Consider the following 18705-nt stretch of genomic DNA (forward strand, 5'->3'; position numbering starts at 1 on the left):
ACGTCCTCCGGCCGGACCCCGCAGCCCTCGACGCCCTCAGCGTCCTCGGCGCCCTCGGCGTCCAGGAAGGACAGCAGCCGGACCGCCTGCTCCCGCAACGCCTCGTCGCTCTTCGCCGACAGCACCCATGGGACCGGTCCCAGGGTGGCCGTCCCGCGGACGGGCTCCTCGCTCGTCGCGGCCTGTTCGACGATGACGTGCGCGTTGGTGCCGCTGATGCCGAAGGAGGACACCGCCGCCCGGCGCGGCAGATCGCCCGCGGACCACTCCACGGCCTCGGTCAGCAGTCGTACGCCGCTCGCCGACCAGTCCACGTGCGGGGTCGGCTCGTCCACGTGCAGGGTCCGCGGCAGCACACCGTGGCGCATCGCCATGACCATCTTGATCACACCGGCGACGCCCGCCGCGGCCTGCGTGTGACCGATGTTCGACTTCAGGGAGCCCAGCCACAGCGGCCGGTCGCCGTCCCGTCCCCGGCCGTAGGCGGCGATGAGGGCTTCCGCCTCGATCGGGTCGCCGAGCCTCGTGCCCGTACCGTGCGCCTCCACGGCGTCGACGTCCGCGGGCGCGAGTCCGGCGGCCGCCAGGGCCTGGCGGATGACGCGCTGCTGGGAGGGGCCGTTGGGCGCCGTGAGTCCGTTCGACGCGCCGTCCTGGTTGACCGCGCTGCCCCGCACGACGGCCAGCACCTGGTGGCCGTTGCGCCGGGCGTCGGACAGCCGCTCCACGAGGAGCATGCCGACGCCTTCGGCCCAGCCCGTGCCGTCCGCGCCGGCCGCGAAGGCCTTGCACCGGCCGTCGGCGGACAGGCCGCGCTGGCGGCTGAACTCCACGAACATGCCGGGTGTGGACATCACGGTGACGCCGCCGGCCAGGGCCATCGTGCACTCGCCGCTCCGCAGCGACTGGACGGCCAGGTGCAGGGCCACCAGGGACGACGAGCAGGCCGTGTCCACCGTGACCGCGGGGCCTTCGAAGCCGAACGAGTAGGCCACGCGACCCGAGGCGACGCTGGTCGTCGTGCCGGTCAGCAGATAGCCCTCGATGCCTTCGACCGGCTCGTGCAGCCGGGGGCCGTAGTCCTGTGCCGTCGCGCCGATGAACACGCCCGCACGGCTCCCGCGCAGCGTGGCCGGGTCGATACCGGCCCGCTCGAAGGCCTCCCAGGCGGTCTCCAGGACCAGCCGCTGCTGCGGGTCGACGGCGGCGGCCTCGCGGGGGCTGATGCCGAAGAAGCCGGCGTCGAACTCGGCCGCCCCGTGCAGGAAGCCGCCGTGCCGCGTCGAGGACTTGCCGGGTGTGCCGGGCTCCGGGTCGTAGAGCGCTTCGACGTCCCAGCCGCGGTCGGCCGGGAATCCGGAGATGGCGTCGCCGCCGGAGGCGACCAGCCGCCACAGGTCCTCGGGGGAGCTCACCCCGCCGGGCAGGCGGCAGCTCATGGCCACGATGGCGATGGGCTCGTCGGGGTCGGCCACCGTCGCGGGCGCGGAGGCCGCCGCGTCCTCGCCGCCCAGGGACTGGGCGGCGAGATGGCGGGCGAGCGCGGCAGGGGTCGGGTGGTCGAACAGCAGCCCGCTGGGCAGGCGCAGGCCGGTGGCCCCGCCGAGCTGGTTGCGCAGTTCCACCGAGCTGAGCGAGTCGAAGCCGAGGTCCTTGAACGTCCACTCGCTCTCGACCTGGCGGGCTTCGGCGTGGCCCAGGACGGCGGCGATGTGTGCGCGGACCAGGTCGAGCACGACCACGTCGCGTTCGGACGGGGGCAGTCCGGCCAGGCGCCGGCCCAGGGCTCCGACAGGCGTGCTGTCGGTCTCGGCGACGGCGTCCGGCCGCGGGGCCGCGGGGGCCCAGCCGGTGGTGGGCACGGGTGTCGTGGCGTCGCCGTCCAGCCAGTACCGCTGCCGTTCGAACGCGTAGGTGGGGAGCGCGATCTTGGGGCGTGCGCCTCGACCGCCGCCGAACAGGGCGTCCCAGTCCGGCTCCACGCCGTGGACGTGCAGCGCGGCGATAGCCGCCAGCAGGGCCTGCGCCTCGGGGCGGCGGGCGCGCAGGGCGGGGACGAGCAGGGACTCGTGGTCGGCGCCGGCGCGGGCCATGGAGGTGAGCACGCCGCCGGGACCGAGCTCCAGGTACGTGCGGACGCCCTGCTCGTCGAGGCGGGCGACGCCGTCGGCGAAGCGGACCGCGTCGCGCACGTGGCGGACCCAGTAGGCGGCCGTGCACCCTTCGTACCCCGAAGGCTCCTCGGACAGCCGGCCCGTCACGTTGGACACGATCGGGATGCGCGGGGCGTGGAAGGTCAGGCCCTCGGCCACATCGCGGAACTCCGCCAGCATGGGCTCCATGTGCGGGGAGTGGAAGGCGTGGCTGACCCGCAGCCGGCTGGTCCTGCGGCCCATGGCGGCGAAGGCGTCGGCGATCTCGGTGGCGAGTTCCTCGTCGCCGGAGACGACGACGGAGTCCGGGCCGTTCAGGGCGGCGATGCTCACGCGGTCCGTGCGGCCGCCGATGCGGGCGCGGACCTCGTCCTCCGCGGCCTGGACGGCGATCATGGCGCCGCCGGCGGGCAGCGCCTGCATCAGGCGGCCGCGCGCGGCCACGAGGGCGCAGGCGTCGGCGAGCGAGAGGACGCCGGCCACGTGCGCGGCGGCGAGTTCGCCGATGGAGTGGCCCATCAGCACGCCGGGGGTGATGCCCCAGCTCTCCAGCAGCCGGAACAGGGCGACCTCGATGGCGAACAGCGAGGTCTGTGTGTAGAGGGTCCGGTCGAGTGCGGCGGCTTCCTCGGTGCCTTCGGGAGCGAACATGACCTCGCGCAGCGGCCGCGGCAGCAAGGGGTCGAGGTGGGCGCACACGTCGTGCAGCGCGGTGGCGAACGCCGGGAAGGCATAGGCCAGTTCGCGGCCCATGCCGGCTCGCTGGCTGCCCTGGCCCGAGAAGAGGAAGGCGAGTTCGCCGCGCGGGCCGGTGCGGCCTGTGGTCAGTGCGGCGTCGATGCCGCCGGTGGACAGCTCGCGCAGGGCGCGCAGGACGTCGTCGCGGTCCTCGCCCACGATGACGGCCCGGTGTTCGAAGGCGGTGCGGCCGGTGGCCAGCGACCAGCCGACGTCGGGCAGGGAGAGTCCGGGGTGCGCCTCGGTGTGTGCGAGCAGGGCGGCGGCCTGGGCGCGCAGCCCGGACGCGGTCCTGGCGGACAGCGGCCAGGGGGTCGGCGTCGCACCCGTCCCCGCCTCCGCGGTCGTGCCCGCCGGGGTCGCCTGGTGTTCGGCCAGCACGAGGTGGCAGTTGGTGCCGCCCATGCCGAACGAGCTCACGCCGGCGAGCAGTGGGCGGCCGTCCTCGGCGGCCCATTCGCCGTGTTCGGTCTGCACCCGCAGGTTCAGCCGGTCCAGCGGGATCGCCGGGTTCGGCGTCTCGAAGTTGAGGCTGGCGGGCAGTTCACGGTGGTGGAGCGCCAGGGCCGCCTTCAGCAGGCCGGTGATGCCCGCGGCGCCCTCCAGGTGGCCGACGTTGGTCTTGGCCGAGCCGACCCGCAGCGGGCGGCCGGGCTCGCGTCCCGTGCCGAGCACCGCGCCGAGCGCGGCTGCCTCGACGGGGTCGCCGACCTTGGTGCCGGTGCCGTGCAACTCCACGTAGTCGACGTGCGCGGGGTCGATTCCGGCCCGTTCGTAGGCGAGCCGCAGCACCTGTTCCTGCCCGGCCTGCAGCGGCACGGTCAGCCCGTCGCCGCCACCGTCGTTGTTGACCGCGCTGCCGCGGATCACGCAGTAGACGGGGTCGCCGTCCGCGACGGCCCGGGCGAGGGGTTTGAGGACGACGATGCCGCCGCCCTCGCCGCGGACGTAGCCGTTCGCGCGGGCGTCGAAGGTGAAGCAGCGGCCGTCGGGGGACAGGCCGCCGAACCTGGCAGCGCCCAGCGTGCTCTCGGGGACGATGTTGAGGTTCACACCGCCCGCGAGGGCGATCGTGGATTCGCCCTTGCGCAGGCTCTCGCAGGCCAGGTGGACCGAGACCAGGGAGGAGGACTGGCCGGAGTCCACGGTCAGGCTGGGGCCGTTCAGACCGAGGAAGTACGAGACCCGGTTGGCGATGATGCTGCGGTGCAGGCCGGTGACGGTGTGCGGCGAGATGGCCGTGAGTCCGGAGCGGTGGTGCAGGGTCGCGTAGTCGTCCCAGATGGCGCCGACGAACACTCCGGTGCGGGTGGAACGCAGCGTCTCGGCGCGCACATGCGCGTCCTCCAGCGCTTCCCAGGCCAGCTCCAGCACGAGCCGCTGCTGCGGGTCCATGGCGGCGGCCTCCTTGGGGGAGAGACCGAAGAACCCGGCGTCGAAGTGGCCGATGCGGTCGAGGAATCCGCCTCGGCGGATGTCGGTCCTGCCGGGTGCGGACGGATCGGCGTCGGCCAACGCGGCCCCGTCCCACCGGTCCGGGGGGACGTCGGTGATCGCGTCCGCGCCCTCGCTCAGGAGCCGCCAGAAGGCGGCTGGGTCGGCGGCCCCGGGCAGTCGGCACGCCAGGCCGACGACCGCTATGCCATCGGCGGAATCCGCCGAAGCCGAACCGGCACGATTCCCCGTTCCGTTGAGCTCGGACTCGACCATAGTGCACTCCACCCACCCACACAGAGAATGAAAAGGCACCGCACCGTGCCGGCCCACGGACGATCGGTTCGACCGGGCGGCAACAAGTCGCGGTGTGGCCCCAGTTTCGGTCCCGCGGTCACGCTCCGCCGCCGCAGCAGATCAGTTTTAGGGGAATCCCCAAGGGACGAGGTGCACGGGCATTGACGGCCGGGGACATCTCTAAGGAGAACCCTAGGGACGGTCGTGGGAGAATTACCGTCTGTACGACCCCTCAATTCTCCTCAGGGCAGCGTCCAGAAGCGGACGGTGACGAGATAGAAGAGGGCGGCCCAGAATGCCATCGCCGCCACGACGATGCCGAGGCCGCGGACGTTCGTCCTTGCCGCTGATTCGTCCGGTGGCGGCCGCAGCCACCGCCCCAGCAGCGGGTTCACGTAGTAGGGCATGGTGAGGAAGCTCATGATGAAGCTCGACAGCAGATTGCCCACGAGCAGACCGATCCAGAGCGGCATGTGCAGCGGGAACAGCACGAGCGTCAGCACCACGACGGTCGGGTACAGGCCGACCCACACGGCGAGGGAGGTCCTGGTCTCGGAGGGCGGTGGCGGTGCCTCCTTGCCGTTGCCCTCGAAGGCGAACCAACTGCCGAACGAGTTGTCGATCGTGCGCAGCTTGAAGTCGCTGAACTTCTCGCCCTCGGCCAGGATCTCGTGTCGTTGGGGCGACGTCAGCCAGGCGTCGAGGTGTTCGGCGCTGTCGTAGCGGTACAGGGTGGTCCATTCCTCCTGCAGGCCCTCGATGGGGCGGAACAGCTCGGTCCCGCGGAACCCCTCGAACTTGCTCTCCTCCTCGACCATACGGTGCTGCCAGGCGAGGAAGTCGTCGACGTGGTTCGGGTGGACGCGGTGGGTGACCACCACGGTGACCAGTGGATCCAGTGACTGGGTGCCGCTGCTGACCACCTGCTGGGTCGCCGGACCGTCGAAGTACTTGGCGCCGACATCGAGATACGTCTGCCTGGTCGCGCTGTTGATCCACGCCTGCAGGTGCGCCACCGAGTCGAACCGGTACACGACGACCCAGTCGGGTTGCAGCGCTGTCGGCGGAGAGACCTCGGCGCCGAGGAAACCGGGGTAGTAGGCGGCCGCGGCGTTGAGGTCCTCCTGCCAGGTCTCGAACTCCCGCCCCATCCCGGGCAGGACCTTCTGGCCGATGATCGCCGTCGCCGCGGCGGCTACGTTCTTCCGGGTGGTGTTCATGTGGCTCACCCTGTCGACACCGACTGCTCCGCGGGGAGTCGGCCGTAAACACGTTCCGGTGTCAGCGGCAGCGCCCGGTAGCGGACGCCCGTGGCGTCGTGCACCGCGTTCGCGAGCGCGGGGGCCACCGGGTTGACGCAGCACTCCGCCATCCCCTTCGCGCGCATGGGCCCCACCGAGTCCGCCGACCCCACCAGGAGGACCTCGGTACGGGGGATGTCGGCGTAGGTGGGGATGCGGTAGTTCCGGAAGTTCGGGTTGACCATGACGCCGCTGTCGTCGACGTGATGGTTCTCGGTCAGCGCGAAGCCGATCCCCTGGGCGACGCCGCCCTCGATCTGGCCACGGACCTGCGCCGGATTGATGATCACCCCTGCGTCCGCCGCCTGCACGCTGTACAGGATCCGTATCTCACCCGTCACGCGGTGCACGGCGACCCGGAAGCCCTGTGTGTTGGAGGTGACGCTCCGGGGCGAGCCGTATGCCTTGCGTGCGGCGGTGAACCGGATGCCGCGCGCCCGCGCCAGCGCGACGAGTTCGGCCAGTGACACCCGCCGGTCCCCGCAGACGACACCGTCGTCGTCCATCGTGCACATCACCACGTGGACGCCCGTGTGTGCCGCGGCGAACTCCAGGATGCGGTCGCGCACGGCATTGGCCGCCCGCAGGACCGCGTTGCCCGCCACGAACAGGCCGGCGCTCGCGAAGGCTCCGGTGTCGAAGCCCGTGCGGTCGGTGTCGGACTGCACCAGCCGGATCCGCGACGGCGTCGTACCGAGCTGGTGGGCCGCGATCTGGACGTGGGCCGTGGAGGTGCCCTCGCCGAACTCGACGGTTCCGACGGCCAGTTCGTAGATGAGGTCGTCGCCCAGCGTGACCCAGGCCTCGGAGAGGTGTTCGGTCGGGGGCGCGGTCTCGTGCAGGGAGCTGGCCACGCCGGTGCCGACGAACCACTCGGGACCGGGGGGCGGCTGGTCGGCCGTACGGGCCAGGGCGTCGCCCACCAGATCGATACACCGGGCGAGCCCGTCCTCCGTGAAGATCACGTCGTCGGGGCCGTCGTGCAGGGCGACCAGGGGCTCCCCCGGCCGCACGATGTTGCGTCGGCGCAGTTCGAGCGGGTCGATGTGCAGGGCGCGGGCCAGTTCGTCCATCGCCGACTCCACGGCGAACGCCGGCTGTGTCATCCCGTAGCCGCGCAGGGCCCCGCTCGGGACGGTGTTCGTGTAGACGGAGTACGCGTCGTACTTCTTGTGGGGGCAGCGGTAGATCATGACGGCGGCTCCGCCCGCGTACACCGTTTCGCCGCCGTGGTTGCCGTAGGCGCCCGTGTTGGACACGTTGCGTACCTGGACCGCGGTGAGTGTTCCGTCGGCCTTCGCGCCGAGCTTCACCGTCAGGGTCATCGGATGCCGCGGCGACGCCGTGGTGAACTCCTCCTCACGGGTGTACTCCAGGCAGGTGGGCCGCCCGGTGTCCAGGGTGGCGAGCGCCACCAGGTCCTCGGCGATCACCTCCTGCTTGCCGCCGAATCCGCCGCCGACCCGCTTGCAGAACACCCTCACCTGGTCCGGGCGCAGCGCGAACAGGTACTCCAGCTTGACCTTCGCGATCGACGGTGACTGCGAACTCGTGCGGACGTGCAGCCGGCCGTCCTCCAGCCAGGCGATCGAGCCGTGGGTCTCCAGATGCGCGTGCTGCACCCGCGGTGAGAAGTACGTCCCTTCGTGGATCACGTCGGCCGCGGCGAACCCCGCGTCGACGTCGCCGATGTGTGCGTGGAGTTCGAGCAGGATGTTGTGGACGGGGTCGCGGACGAACGGATCGTGCGAGCCGTGCAGTTGGGGCGCGCCGTCGGCCATGGCCTCCTCGGGGTCGAACACCGCCGGCAGCACGTCGTACTCGTCGGCGAGCCGTCGGCAGCCCTCCTCCGCGGCCCCGACCGTGTCGGCCAGGACCACGGCGACGCGCTGGCCGGCGAAGCGGACCGTGTCGTCGAGGATGCGGGTGTCGTCCGGGTCGACCAGGTGGTCGGTGTGGATCGCCGTGGTGAAGCGTTTAGGGGGTACGTCTTCCCAGGTGTAGACCCGGTGCACGCCGGGCACCGCGAGCGCGGCCGTCTTGTCGACCGAGATGATCCGGGCGTGCGCGTGGGGTGAGTGCAGCACCTTGAGGTGCAGCATGCCGTCGATGTGTGTGTCCATGGTGAACTCGGCGTGCCCCGTCACCACGTCGTGGGCCGCGGGCGCGCCGACGCTCGTCCCCACGGCCTTGCCCGGGGCCGCGGTCTCCACGGCGCCGACGCCCTTCACGGCGTCCTCGATCGCCCGGTAGCCGGTGCAGCGGCAGAGGTTGCCCTTCAACGCCCTCGGCAGATCCCCCTTCTGGTCCTCGGTGAAGGTCGCCGACGTCATGATCATGCCTGCGGTGCAGAAGCCGCACTGGAAACCCGGGGCGTCCTCGAACTGCCGCTGCATGGGATGCAGGGCGCCGGGCCGTCCCAGGCCCTCGATCGTGGTCACCTCATGGCCGTCCGCGCGGAAGGCGGGGGTGATGCAGCTGTGCACCGGTGCGCCGTCCAGCCATACCGTGCAGGCGCCGCAGTCGCCCGCGTCGCACCCCTTCTTGACGCCGAAGTGGCCGAGTTCGCGCAGGAAGGTGCGCAGGCACTGACCCGGGGCCGGTTCCCGGTCGAACTTCCGGCCGTTCACGAGGTAGGTCATGGCAGGTCCCCAGCCATGAGTTCGCGGCGTATCTCCTCGGCGAAGTGGTGGGTGAGATGGCGGCGGTGGTCGGGGGTCCCGTTGGGATCGGCGAACCACACGTCGGCGGGCACGGCGTCGATGCTCTGCCGCAGGGTACGGGCGTCGGGCAGGGAGTCGAAGGCGATACGGACCGGACGGGTGGTCCCGGCGGTGACGGTGAGCAGCAGGTCGCTCGCTCCCAGGCGTTGTGTGCCGACGAGGAACACCGTCGAACGGCCGAGCCGGGTCAGCGTGAAGCGGCGGTGCGCGGCGCGTTTGCGCAGTGCGTGTTCCGGGATGGTGACGCGCCGGAGGATCTCCCCGGGTGCGAGAACGTTGCGGTGGTCACCCGTGACGAAATCGAGGGCGTCGACGAAACGCACGGAGCCGTCGGCCGCCCATAGTTCGTACCGCGCCTCCAGCGCGACCGCCAACGTGATCATCGGGCCGGCCGGCAGGGACATACAGATGTTTCCGCCGACGGTCGCCGCGTTCCAGACCTTGAACGAGGACAGGAACGCCTCACAGCTTTTCCGGAGGAGAATTCCGGCGGTCCAGCCCTTCGGCCATCTGAAGGCGTACAGGTCGCGAATGGTGCAGGTGGCGCTGATCTCCAGGCCCTCGCCGGTCGGGACGAGAGGCTCCCAGGGCAACGCCGTCAGGTCGATCAGCCTTCGCAGGTCCGGCTGCTCCGTGGAGTAGAGCCAGGTGCCGCCTGCGAGCCAGGCGTCGCCCTCGTGCCAGTCCACGCCTGGCCGCTCGGACGGTCGCCGGATTACTTCGGTGATGGTGTTGAGGTCCATGAGAACCGACCTACGGGAGAGCGGACCTACGGAAGACGGCTTTCGCGTGGCACTCTTGGCATGGGTTTCCCGCTGACCGGGGGAATCTCGGCCGCCAGGCCGCAGCGTTCGGGGTCACCGCGTCGGGGGGACCGGCGGGCACAGACGCCTTTTTCACAGCGTAGCGCAGCATGTGGAGGAGGCCCGCCGGAAGATGACCACGGAAAGTGGTCGGTGCACCCCGGACAGTCACACGGCTGTCCCCCGGGCGGCAGCCTCGCTACCGCACTCGGTTCGGGGACCGCTGGGTGGTCACGGCCGAGGACCCGGACGCCGTGCCGCCCCCGGAGGCGAAGCGGCCGCGACGCTGCTCGCCCGTGACGACCTGACGGTGGGCGCACGGCTGCCGACACCCCGGGGCGGCCCGCGCCTCGCGTCCCGCCGCTGCCGCCGGGGGCCGCGCGACGGGACCGCCGTACCGCTCCGGATGGCCGTGTCTCTTGCGTGATGCGCCGGTCCACCCGGTCGGAGCCGGATCACCGGCGCCGCGCCCACCAGGAGCACGGACACCTCCCGTTCCGCCGCGGGGCATGGCGCGCTGCGTCACTCTTGCCGCCGCCGGCACCGGCACAGGCACCGGCGGCCAAGGGAGCCGGACGCCATGATCCGCCGCCGCGTCATCGGGCGGAAACCGCCGGAACGAGCGCCTACGGAGCGTCACCGCCAGCGCCGCCCTTGCCTGACGTGGCACGGGGAGCCGAGCTGCGGCGGCCGCCACGGCGGTCGGAGCCTCGGGCTCCGGTCCCGACGGCGTCCCCCTTGGCTCCGCCGGCCGTCGCCCGCCGACCGGATCCACGGACGGCCTTGCCGGAGGCGGCCTCGGTGGCCGCACCGGCCGCGGACCGGCGGTCGGAACCGCGGCCACGCGCTCCCCCGGCACCGCCCGTGGCCCCGCTGGTTCCCGTCCGGCGGGCAGAACCGCCCCCACCGGTTGCGGCGGCGCCACCCGACGCTGCCGTTCCGGCCGGTGCCCGGCGGTCGGAGCGCCGGCTCGCCGTGCCGGCGGCCGTACCCGTCTCCGCTTCGGCCCCGCCGCCGTTTCGGCGTCGGCGGCCGGATCGCCTGCCGGGCTTGGTACCGGCCTTCCGGTCCGGCCGGGACGCCGTCGGTGCCGCCGGCTGGGGGACCTCGATGGTGACGGCCGTACCAGAAGGCTCCCGGGCGCCGGTGAGGGTGGCCAGTTCCGTGTCGCTTGACGTGATGCGGGCCGTTCGAGGACGGATGCCCGCGTCCGACATGAGCCGGGTGACGTCCCGCTTCTGCTCGGGCAGGACCAGCGTGACCACTGTGCCCGAGCCGCCGGCGCGAGCCGTGCGTCCGCCCCGGTGGAGGTAGTCCTTGTGGTCGGTGGGGGGATCGACGTTCACGACGAGGTCGAGATCGTCGATGTGTATGCCCCGGGCCGCGACGTTCGTCGCCACCAGCGCGGTGACCTGGCCGGTCTTGAACTGTTCCAGGGTGCGGGTCCGCTGCGGCTGGGAGCGGCCTCCGTGCAGTGCCGCCGCGCGGACACCGACGGCCAGGAGCCGCTTGGCGAGCCGGTCGGCGGACCGCTTGGTGTCGAGGAAGAGGATGACCCGGCCGTCGCGGGCCGCGATGCGCGTGGTGACGGCCTTCTTGTCGGTCTCGTCCAGGATGTGCAGGACGTGGTGCTCCATGGTGGTCACCGCTCCCGCGGACGGGTCCACGGAGTGCACCACGGGGTCGGTGAGGAACTGCTGGACCAGGCGGTCGATGTTCTGGTCGAGGGTGGCCGAGAAGAGCAGGCGCTGGCCGTCGGGCCGTACCTGCCGGATCAGCTTGGTGATCTGCGGCAGGAAGCCCATGTCGGTCATCTGGTCGGCTTCGTCCAGCACCGTGATGCGGACGTCGTCCAGGACGCAGTCTCCGCGTTCCACGAGGTCGTTGAGCCGGCCGGGGCTGGCCACCACGACTTCGACGCCGCGCCGCAGGGCGTCGGCCTGTTTGGTGATGGACAGCCCGCCGACCACGGTCGCCAGCCGGAGGTTGACCGCCGTCGCGTAGGGGGTCAGCGCGTCGGTCACCTGCTGGGCGAGTTCACGCGTGGGCACCAGCACCAGAGCGAGGGGTGCCTTGGGCTGCGCGCGCAGACCGGCCGTGCGGGCCAGGAGCGCGAGCCCGAACGCGAGGGTTTTGCCGGAGCCGGTACGTCCCCGTCCCAGCAGGTCACGGCCGGCCAGCGAGTTGGGCAGCGTGGCGGCCTGGATGGGGAACGGGGTGGTGACGCCTTGCGCGGCGAGGGTCTTCAGCAGTCCCGCGGGCATGTCCAGACCGGCGAAGTCCTCGACGGCGGGGAGTGCGGGTGTCGTGCTTTCCGGCAGCCGGAATTCCCTGGGCGACGACGCGGACGGTGGGGGTGACGAGACGCGCCGGTTCGGCTTCTGGGACCTGCGGGACATGCGGTGATCTGCCTTCCTGGAAACAGCACAAACCGGGGTCCGCACCGTGACGGTGCGGACCCCGGTGCGTGGATACGCGTCCGGCGATCAGGCGGGGACGATGTTCTCCGCCTGCGGGCCCTTCTGGCCCTGCGTGACGTCGAAGGAGACCCGCTGGCCCTCCTGCAGCTCACGGAAGCCCTGGGTCGCGATGTTCGAGTAGTGGGCGAAGACGTCGGGGCCACCGCCGTCCTGCGCGATGAAGCCGAAACCCTTTTCAGAGTTGAACCACTTCACGGTTCCCTGTGCCATGACCTTCTCCGTTCTGTAGGCAGAGGCCCCATCCGGAGATGCCGGAAAAACAAACAGTGCGCCTGCAGGGGAAACATTCCTGTCAGGCGCACATGGGTTCATGGGTACCACAACTGCAACTCCAGAACCTTAACACAGCTCGGCGGCCCGGGGTGGATCAAGGAGGCACGCACGGCGGTCTCCAGCGCCTGACCTGCGCACACTACGGGTGGTAGATCTCCTCCATGGCGGTGATCTGGCCCTTGCTGTTGACGCGGTAGTAGAAGTACGGGCTGTTGGTGAGCCTGTGGTTCACCAGCCACTTCGGGGCGACCTTCACGGTCGTGGTGTCCTTGAGGACCTTGACGGAGGCGCCGGACGCGAAGCCGGACGACCGGGCCGCTCCACTCGGGGTGTAGACGACGTCCTCGTCGTTCCCCGCGTTCACCTTGCACGTCTCCGGGGTGACGCGCACGACGGTCTTACCCCGGACGAACTTCGCGGAGTCCAGCTTGAAGAAGTGCTTGTACCCCGAGGGCAGGTAGCACGGCTTCCAGGACGTAGCCCCCGCGGCCCCGGCCGAGGCGGCCTGGGCGGACACGCCCGCGGTGCTCGCCACCGCGTTCGTGCCGGCACTCGAGGACCCGCACGCGGTGGCGACGAGCGCGGCGGTGGAGGCGAGTACGACAGCGGCGGAGACGTAACGCTTCATGAGCATCCTCCTGCTACGAGAATCTTCTGACAGCAAGGGAGACAAGGGACCACAGGCATGGGTTTCACCGGCCCTCGGCTGTGACGAGACGGTGACAGTCGACCCACGGCACCTTCGGTGGCATCTCGGGCTGGGCCCCGAGCCGGAGCGTCTCCTCATCGTGCCCGCGTTCCCGGGCGTGGTGGACCGGTTCGAGCCCTTGGTGGTCCGGGACGGCGAGGTCGTGTGGCCCTGGGGTCCTCCTCCAGCCATGACGCGGGAGTAGCGACGGCAGTGGAACGGGGTCGGCCACCGCACGCCCCGCTGCAACCGCCCACCGCGTGTGCTCGTCTTGTGCGCTGACTGTGCAGGAAACAGGGATGCGGGGGACGTTGTGACGCGGAACGTGACGAAGGCCGGTCTCGTGGCGGTGGCCATGGCGACCGTGCTCGGGGCCTCGGCCTGCGGAGGGAAGGCCGGCGCGGCGGCCGGGGGAAGCGGAGGGACGCTCCCCGCGCACGGGAAGGGGCAGTCCGTGAGCGCCTCCGGGCGCGGGGCGTCGTCCGGCTCGGCGTCGACGTCTCCCGGCACCGTGGGCAAGTTGTCCGGGATCGCGCGGACCACGGCGTCGCCCATCACCCGGCACGTGCCGTGGAACCTGGACATCCTGGACCAGCGGTCTCGGCCGCTGGACGGGAAGTTCACCACCACCGCCACGGGCAAGGGCGTGCACGTCTACGTGATCGACACCGGGATGGACATCGGCCACGAGGAATTCGGCGGACGCGCCCACCTCGGCGCCGACTTCGTGGGCCCGAAGGACTCCGGTGACTGCTTCAGCGAGGACGGGATGGGCCACGGCACGTTCGTGTCGGGCATCATCGGCGGGGCGAGGTACGGGGTGGCGCCCAAGGCGGAGCTCGTCCGGGTCCAGGGCGTCCTGTGCGAGAGCGAGGGCGGGGGCTCCCCGGCGGCGGCCGAGGCGGCCTTGGTGAAGTCGGTCAAGTGGGTCACCGCGCACGCGCAGAAGCCCGCGGTGGTGAACATGTCGCTCAACTTCGACCGCCGTTCGACGGCCGTGGAGTCCGCCGTGAAGAAGATGGTCGACGCGGGGATTCCGACCGTGGTGTCGGCCGGCAACTTCCATGACGACGCCTGCAGGCACTCCCCGGCCGGCGTCCCCGGCACGATCGTCGTGGCGGCCTCCACCTCGAACGACCGCGTGTGGAGTGACAACGGCTCCTACGGATCTGGCTACGGGCGGTGCGTGGACCTGTACGCCCCCGGCCAGAAGGTGACCGCCGCACTCGCCGGCGGCGGCACGACCACGGAGAACGAGGGCGCGACGTCCTGGGCCGCGCCCCATGCCACCGGCGTGATCGCGCTGTACCTGTCGGCACACCCCCACGCCACGGCCGACGAGGTCCACGTCTGGCTCGACCACACGGCCACCCGCGGTGTCGTGCACGGCGTGCGCCCCGACACCCCCAACCGGCTGCTCAACACCGGCGGCCTCTGACCCGGTCCGCAGGTCCTGCCTCAGGCCGCGGGCTGGCGTACGACGGGCTGGGGCGCGGAATCGGGGTGGCGCCGGGCACCGCCGCCCGTCGGCGGCGGTGACGCGACCGGGGTGGGCGGGGAGCTCTCCTTGGGGGTGCGCGAGCGAGCGGTGATCACCGCTGACAGGCCGGCGGCGGCCACGGCGGAGATCGCGCCGCCGAGGACGAGGCTGAAGCGGGCGCCGAGGGAGTCGGAGACCAGGCCGACCAGAGGCGCACCGACCGGTGTGCCGCCGAGCAGGACCAACAGGTAGACGGAGACCACGCGGCCACGCATGCCCGGGTCGGCGTTCAGCTGGATCATGGAGTTGGCGGTGGTCATCACGGTCACCGAGGCGAGCCCGGTGGGCAGGAGTACGAGCAGGAAGCCGGCATAGCCGGGCATGAGTCCGGCCAGGGCCTCCAGGGTTCCGAAGACGATCGTGGCCGTGACCAGGCGGCGGGCGGTGGGAGGTTTTCGTTTCCCGGCTCCCCTGAGCGCACCGACGAGGCTGCCGACGGCGTAGGCGGCGGACAGGTAACCGTAGGCGGCGGAGCCCGAGTTGAAGACCGTCGTGGCGATCAGGGCGATGGTGACCTGGAAGTTGAAGCCGAAGGTGCCGACGAAAGCGATGACGGTGATCGGCAGCAGCAGTTCGGGGGTGGTGCGGATGGCTCTGAAGGCGTCCGACAAGCGGGTGGGTGCACGGTTCTTCTCCCTGGGCGCGTGGAGTTCGTCGGCGCGGATGGTGACCAGTCCGTAGAGGACGGCGAGGTACGAGGCCGCGTTGCTCAGGAAGACGGCTCCGGTACCCGCGGCGGCGACCGCCAGGCCCGCCACGGCCGGACCGATCGCGCGGGCGACGTTGAACTGCGCCGAGTTCAGGCTGACGGCGCCGGCCACCCGTTCCCTGCCGACGAGTTCGGAGACGAAGGCGTTGCGGGCCGGGCTGTCCAGCGCCGTGGCCGTGCCCAGGAAGAAGGCCAGCACGTACACGGCCCCCAGGTTCACCGCGCCGGTCACCGTCAGGACGCCGAGAACCAGCGACTGCACTCCCATGGCGGACTGGGTGACCACCAGCAGGCGGCGTTTGGCGAAGCGGTCGGCGAAGACGCCCCCGAAGAGGCCGAAGAGTGTCTGCGGCAGGAACTGCAGGGCGGTCAGGACGCCGACGGCGCTGCCGCTGTTGCCGGTGAGCTTCAGGACCAGCAGGTCCTGAGCGGCACGTTGCATCCAGGTACCGACGTTGGAGACGAGCTGCCCGATCACGTAGCGGCGGAAGTTGCGGGCCCCGAGCATGGCGAGTACCTCGCTCGGGGCCCGTCGCTTGCCGCCCCTGCGGACCCTGCGGTGCCGGCCGCCCACGTCGAGGGCGGCAAGGCGGGCGCGGAAGGTCTGCGGCCTGTCGCTGCTGAGGACACTGCGGTGCTTGCTCATGACCTCCTACCGGTGCGGTCCGGCGAGGGCGGGGGCGTGGTCGAGGTGATGGAACCGCGGCGCGGGATGCATCAGGAACTCGTGGTGGGAGATGTTCCAGGCGTACGCCCCCGCCAGCGAGAAGGCGACCTTGTCACCGACGCGCAGCCGTCCCACCTGCACGCCCCGCGCGAGGACGTCCTTGGGCGTGCACAACTGGCCGACCAGGGTGACGGCTTCGTCCCGTGCCTCGGGGCGCTTCCAGGACCGGTCCCAGGTGTCGACGGGGATGACGGTGAACGGCTGGTTGTGCTGTTTGGCCGCCGGCGTGCGCAGATGATGGGTCCCGCCGCGCAGGACGGCGAAGACGCGGCCGTGGCTGCGTTTGATGTCGAGGACCTCGGTGACGTACCAGCCGCAGTACACGGTGACCGAGCGGCCCGGTTCGATGCGCAGGGTCAGGTCCGGATGTCCCTCCAGCAGACGGCGCAGGCCGGTGCCGAAGGCCGCCCAGTCGAACCGCCGGTCGGGGCGGCCGTAGTCGACCCCCATGCCACCACCGAGGTTGACCTCGGTCAGTTCCACGCCCCTCTGGTCCGCCCATGCGGTCGCCCAGGTCAGCACCCGGCCGGCGAGGTCGAGGTGGGCGGTGGCACCGAGGCCGCTGGCGAGGTGGGCATGGATGCCGCGCAGCCGGACGCGTGGGTCGTCGGTGACGAGGGCCAGGCAGCGGTCGAGGCGTTGGGGGTCCAGGCCGAAGGGGCTGGGCTGACCGCCCATGGCGAGGGCCACCGGCCCGACGGCGATCGGGAGGTTGACCCGGAGCAGGACGTCCACGCTGCGCTCGCCCAGCAGGCCGGTGAGCAGGTGAAGTTCTTGCTCGCTCTCGATGTGCAGGCGGTCCACTCCGCCGCGGAGGGCCTGTTCGAGTTCGGCGGGGGTCTTGCCGGGACCGCCGAAGGCGATCGGCGCGCCTGGGCAGGTGCTCTGGAGGTGGTGGAGTTCGCCGCCCGAGGCGACCTCGAAGCCGTCGACGTGGTCGCGCAGGACGCCCAGGAGGCGAGGGTCGGAATTGGCCTTGGCGGCGTAGAAGAGCTGGACGCTCCCGGGCAGGGCGGCACGGATGGCGGCCGCGTGTTCGCGCAGGTCCTGCAGGTCGTAGAGGTAGGCGGGGCAGTCTTCCGCACCCAGCCCGGCGGCGTGCCTGAGGAGTTGCGGCCTCACCGGGTCACCTCCCGGGGGAAGCCCTCGCCCAGCGGGCTGGGCAGGGGAACGTAGTCGGCGTGCCGGTCGGCCTGCCGGGACCAGCGCAGCAGCAGGTTGGCCTTGGCGGGCAGCGGGACGCCCGAGAGCAGGGCCCGCAGCCGGGGCGGCTCGCCCGCACTGCGTGCGTAGGAGTCGAGGTGGTCGCGGACCAGCCCCCACAGGGCGGGTTCCAGAGCGGGGTCGGTGTCGGCGAGGGCGGCGAGGACTTCGGCGGTGTGGTTGACCAGGAGGCAGTAGGCCACCCGGTTCCAGCCGCGCTCGGCGTCGTACGTCATCGGAGTGCGCACGTCTTCGGGCAGGGCGGCGAGGAACGCGCGGTGGTGCTCGGGGAGCAGCTTGGTGCCTTCCAGGTCGCGGAAGAGCAGCTGGGCCGGAGTGCCGTCGGCGCGTACGCCGACGACGACGTTCTGCAGATGGGGTTCCAGGACGATGCCGTGCTCGAAGTAGGCGGTCAGTACGGGCGGCAGGAGCAGGCCGAGGTAGGCGTCCCACCAGGCGAGCGCGTCGCCGTCGCCGCGGGCCAGCAGGCGGGAGACCTGGGCCGGGCTGGTGGGGTGCTCGTCGGCGATCGCTGCGGCGAGCAGCGGGGTCACGTCCGGGCGCAGGTGTTCGCGCAGGCCGGTGCGGACGATGACGCCGAAGCCCTCCAGAAGACGGAGGTCGTCGTCGAGGGTGAGGGTGCGGTAACCCGGCTCGGCGAGCAGCGAGCTTCCGGGGTGCGCCTGTCCGATGTGAGCGAAGACGGGCAGCAGGAGCCGGTTGAGGGCGACGGCGCCGGACAGCTCGTAGGCCGCGTTCTTTCGGACGCAGTTGGTCAGACGGACGTTGAGGCTGAACTTCAGGAACGTGTCGGCGTCCGGCTGGTAGAGGGTTCGCACCGAGGCGGTGGGGGCGAAGTCCGGGCCCATGACGCCCGTGTCGATGACCGAGCCCGCGGCCATGGCCCTGCGCAGGGCCGGATGGTCGCCGAGCATCCGGTACTGCCACGGGTGGACCGGCAGGGTGACGTAGTCCTCTCGCCCGTCCGTATGGAGGGCGTCGAGCCTGCTGAGATCGCCTTCCTCACGCACCAGACTCCGGTGCACGGCGAGGTGGCGCAGGGGGAACCGGGTGCCCGTCTCGGGGCCGTAGTCCAGCCAGTCCTGCGTATCGCCGGTGCGCGACTTGGGTGAGGGGTGGAAGCGGTGGCCGAAGACCAGGGACTGTTCGGACTCCAGGTACGGGTCCTCCGGCAGGACCGCCGTGGCGCGGTGTGCGAGGACGGTGCGGATGGTGTTCCGGCTGTCGCCGACCTGGTCCACGAACTCGTCGTTGGCCACACCGGTCCGCAGTTCCAGCTCGTCCCGGATGTATCCGGCGAGCTCTCGCCAGCCGATCGGGGCCCAGCGCGCCCGGTCGTAGCGCTTGACCGGTCCGTCGAAGCGGTGTGCGCCGATCAGGGAGACGCGGCGCAGGGGGACGCGGAGCAGGATGTCGCGGCGGGGCAGCGACAGCAGCAGGTGGTCCTTGTCGACGGTGACCTGTCGCTCGGGCGCGGAGACCTCACGGATGAGGCAGTTGAGCAGGGTGTGGGCGGTGACGGTGTCGGCCACCTGAGCGGGACGGGCCGTGGTGGCGAGAGCGCCGCCGGTGGTGCTGGGGAAGGTCATGCGGAACGACTCCAGTCGGTGCAAGG

Annotated in this window: 11 protein-coding genes; 1 reads left to right on the forward strand and 10 read right to left on the reverse strand. The window is 71.5% G+C overall.

What is annotated here, in order from left to right; genetic code table 11:
• The 7 genes from IE244_RS18920 to IE244_RS18950 form a co-directional block, all read right to left on the reverse strand.
• The coding region (locus tag IE244_RS18920; protein ID WP_191874726.1) for a type I polyketide synthase at positions 1 to 4601 on the reverse strand (4601 nt) is incomplete at its 3' end.
• Between the two features lie 263 nt (positions 4602 to 4864).
• Positions 4865 to 5842 (reverse strand): antibiotic biosynthesis monooxygenase, encoded by a 978-nt coding sequence (locus tag IE244_RS18925; protein ID WP_191874727.1) that lies wholly within the window; start codon positions 5840 to 5842, stop codon positions 4865 to 4867.
• Positions 5843 to 5847: 5 nt separating this feature from the next.
• Entirely contained in the window at positions 5848 to 8565 is a 2718-nt protein-coding gene (locus tag IE244_RS18930) for a molybdopterin-dependent oxidoreductase (protein WP_191874728.1), read from the reverse strand.
• Positions 8562 to 9389 (reverse strand): FAD binding domain-containing protein, encoded by an 828-nt coding sequence (locus IE244_RS18935; protein WP_191874729.1) that lies wholly within the window; start codon positions 9387 to 9389, stop codon positions 8562 to 8564. The genes IE244_RS18930 and IE244_RS18935 overlap by 4 nt, the downstream gene beginning before the upstream one ends.
• Positions 9390 to 10075: 686 nt before the next feature.
• Positions 10076 to 11848 carry a DEAD/DEAH box helicase gene (locus IE244_RS18940; RefSeq protein WP_191874730.1) on the reverse strand — a complete coding sequence of 591 codons (1773 nt, stop codon included), beginning with the start codon at positions 11846 to 11848 and terminating at the stop codon, positions 10076 to 10078.
• Between the two features lie 87 nt (positions 11849 to 11935).
• On the reverse strand, positions 11936 to 12139 hold the full coding sequence (locus IE244_RS18945; protein WP_020943502.1) for a cold-shock protein: 204 nt from the start codon (positions 12137 to 12139) through the stop codon (positions 11936 to 11938).
• 202 nt (positions 12140 to 12341) lie between these two features.
• Positions 12342 to 12830, reverse strand: coding sequence for a hypothetical protein (locus tag IE244_RS18950; RefSeq protein WP_191874731.1), 489 nt, complete (start codon positions 12828 to 12830; stop codon positions 12342 to 12344).
• A gap of 514 nt (positions 12831 to 13344) precedes the next feature.
• Between IE244_RS18950 and IE244_RS18955 the strand changes: the two genes are divergently transcribed.
• Complete coding sequence (locus IE244_RS18955) at positions 13345 to 14328, forward strand: S8 family peptidase (RefSeq protein ID WP_229854209.1); 984 nt, start codon at positions 13345 to 13347, stop codon at positions 14326 to 14328.
• A gap of 20 nt (positions 14329 to 14348) precedes the next feature.
• On the opposite strand, the gene IE244_RS18960 is transcribed toward IE244_RS18955, so the two are convergent.
• From IE244_RS18960 to IE244_RS18970, 3 genes are read right to left on the reverse strand one after another with little or no spacing between them, the layout of a single operon-like run.
• Positions 14349 to 15785 (reverse strand): MFS transporter, encoded by a 1437-nt coding sequence (locus IE244_RS18960; protein ID WP_191874732.1) that lies wholly within the window; start codon positions 15783 to 15785, stop codon positions 14349 to 14351.
• Between the two features lie 6 nt (positions 15786 to 15791).
• Entirely contained in the window at positions 15792 to 16988 is a 1197-nt protein-coding gene (locus IE244_RS18965; RefSeq protein WP_191874733.1) for a type III PLP-dependent enzyme, read from the reverse strand.
• Positions 16985 to 18679, reverse strand: coding sequence for an IucA/IucC family protein (locus IE244_RS18970; RefSeq protein WP_191874734.1), 1695 nt, complete (start codon positions 18677 to 18679; stop codon positions 16985 to 16987). Before IE244_RS18970 ends, IE244_RS18965 begins: the two co-directional genes overlap by 4 nt.
• Between the last annotated feature and the right edge of the window lie 26 nt (positions 18680 to 18705).

The organism is Streptomyces filipinensis (assembly GCF_014649495.1).
Taxonomy (GTDB): Bacteria; Actinomycetota; Actinomycetes; order Streptomycetales; family Streptomycetaceae; genus Streptomyces; species Streptomyces filipinensis.

Bases quoted from the DNA above. Each gene is read 5' to 3' on its own strand.
- IE244_RS18935 (WP_191874729.1), bottom strand. From the start codon at position 9,389: ATGGACCTCAACACCATCACCGAAGTAATCCGGCGACCGTCCGAGCGG.
- IE244_RS18930 (WP_191874728.1), bottom strand. From the start codon at position 8,565: ATGACCTACCTCGTGAACGGCCGGAAGTTCGACCGGGAACCGGCCCCG.
- IE244_RS18945 (WP_020943502.1), bottom strand. From the start codon at position 12,139: ATGGCACAGGGAACCGTGAAGTGGTTCAACTCTGAAAAGGGTTTCGGC.
- IE244_RS18950 (WP_191874731.1), bottom strand. From the start codon at position 12,830: ATGAAGCGTTACGTCTCCGCCGCTGTCGTACTCGCCTCCACCGCCGCG.
- IE244_RS18960 (WP_191874732.1), bottom strand. From the start codon at position 15,785: ATGAGCAAGCACCGCAGTGTCCTCAGCAGCGACAGGCCGCAGACCTTC.
- IE244_RS18940 (WP_191874730.1), bottom strand. From the start codon at position 11,848: ATGTCCCGCAGGTCCCAGAAGCCGAACCGGCGCGTCTCGTCACCCCCA.
- IE244_RS18925 (WP_191874727.1), bottom strand. From the start codon at position 5,842: ATGAACACCACCCGGAAGAACGTAGCCGCCGCGGCGACGGCGATCATC.
- IE244_RS18970 (WP_191874734.1), bottom strand. From the start codon at position 18,679: ATGACCTTCCCCAGCACCACCGGCGGCGCTCTCGCCACCACGGCCCGT.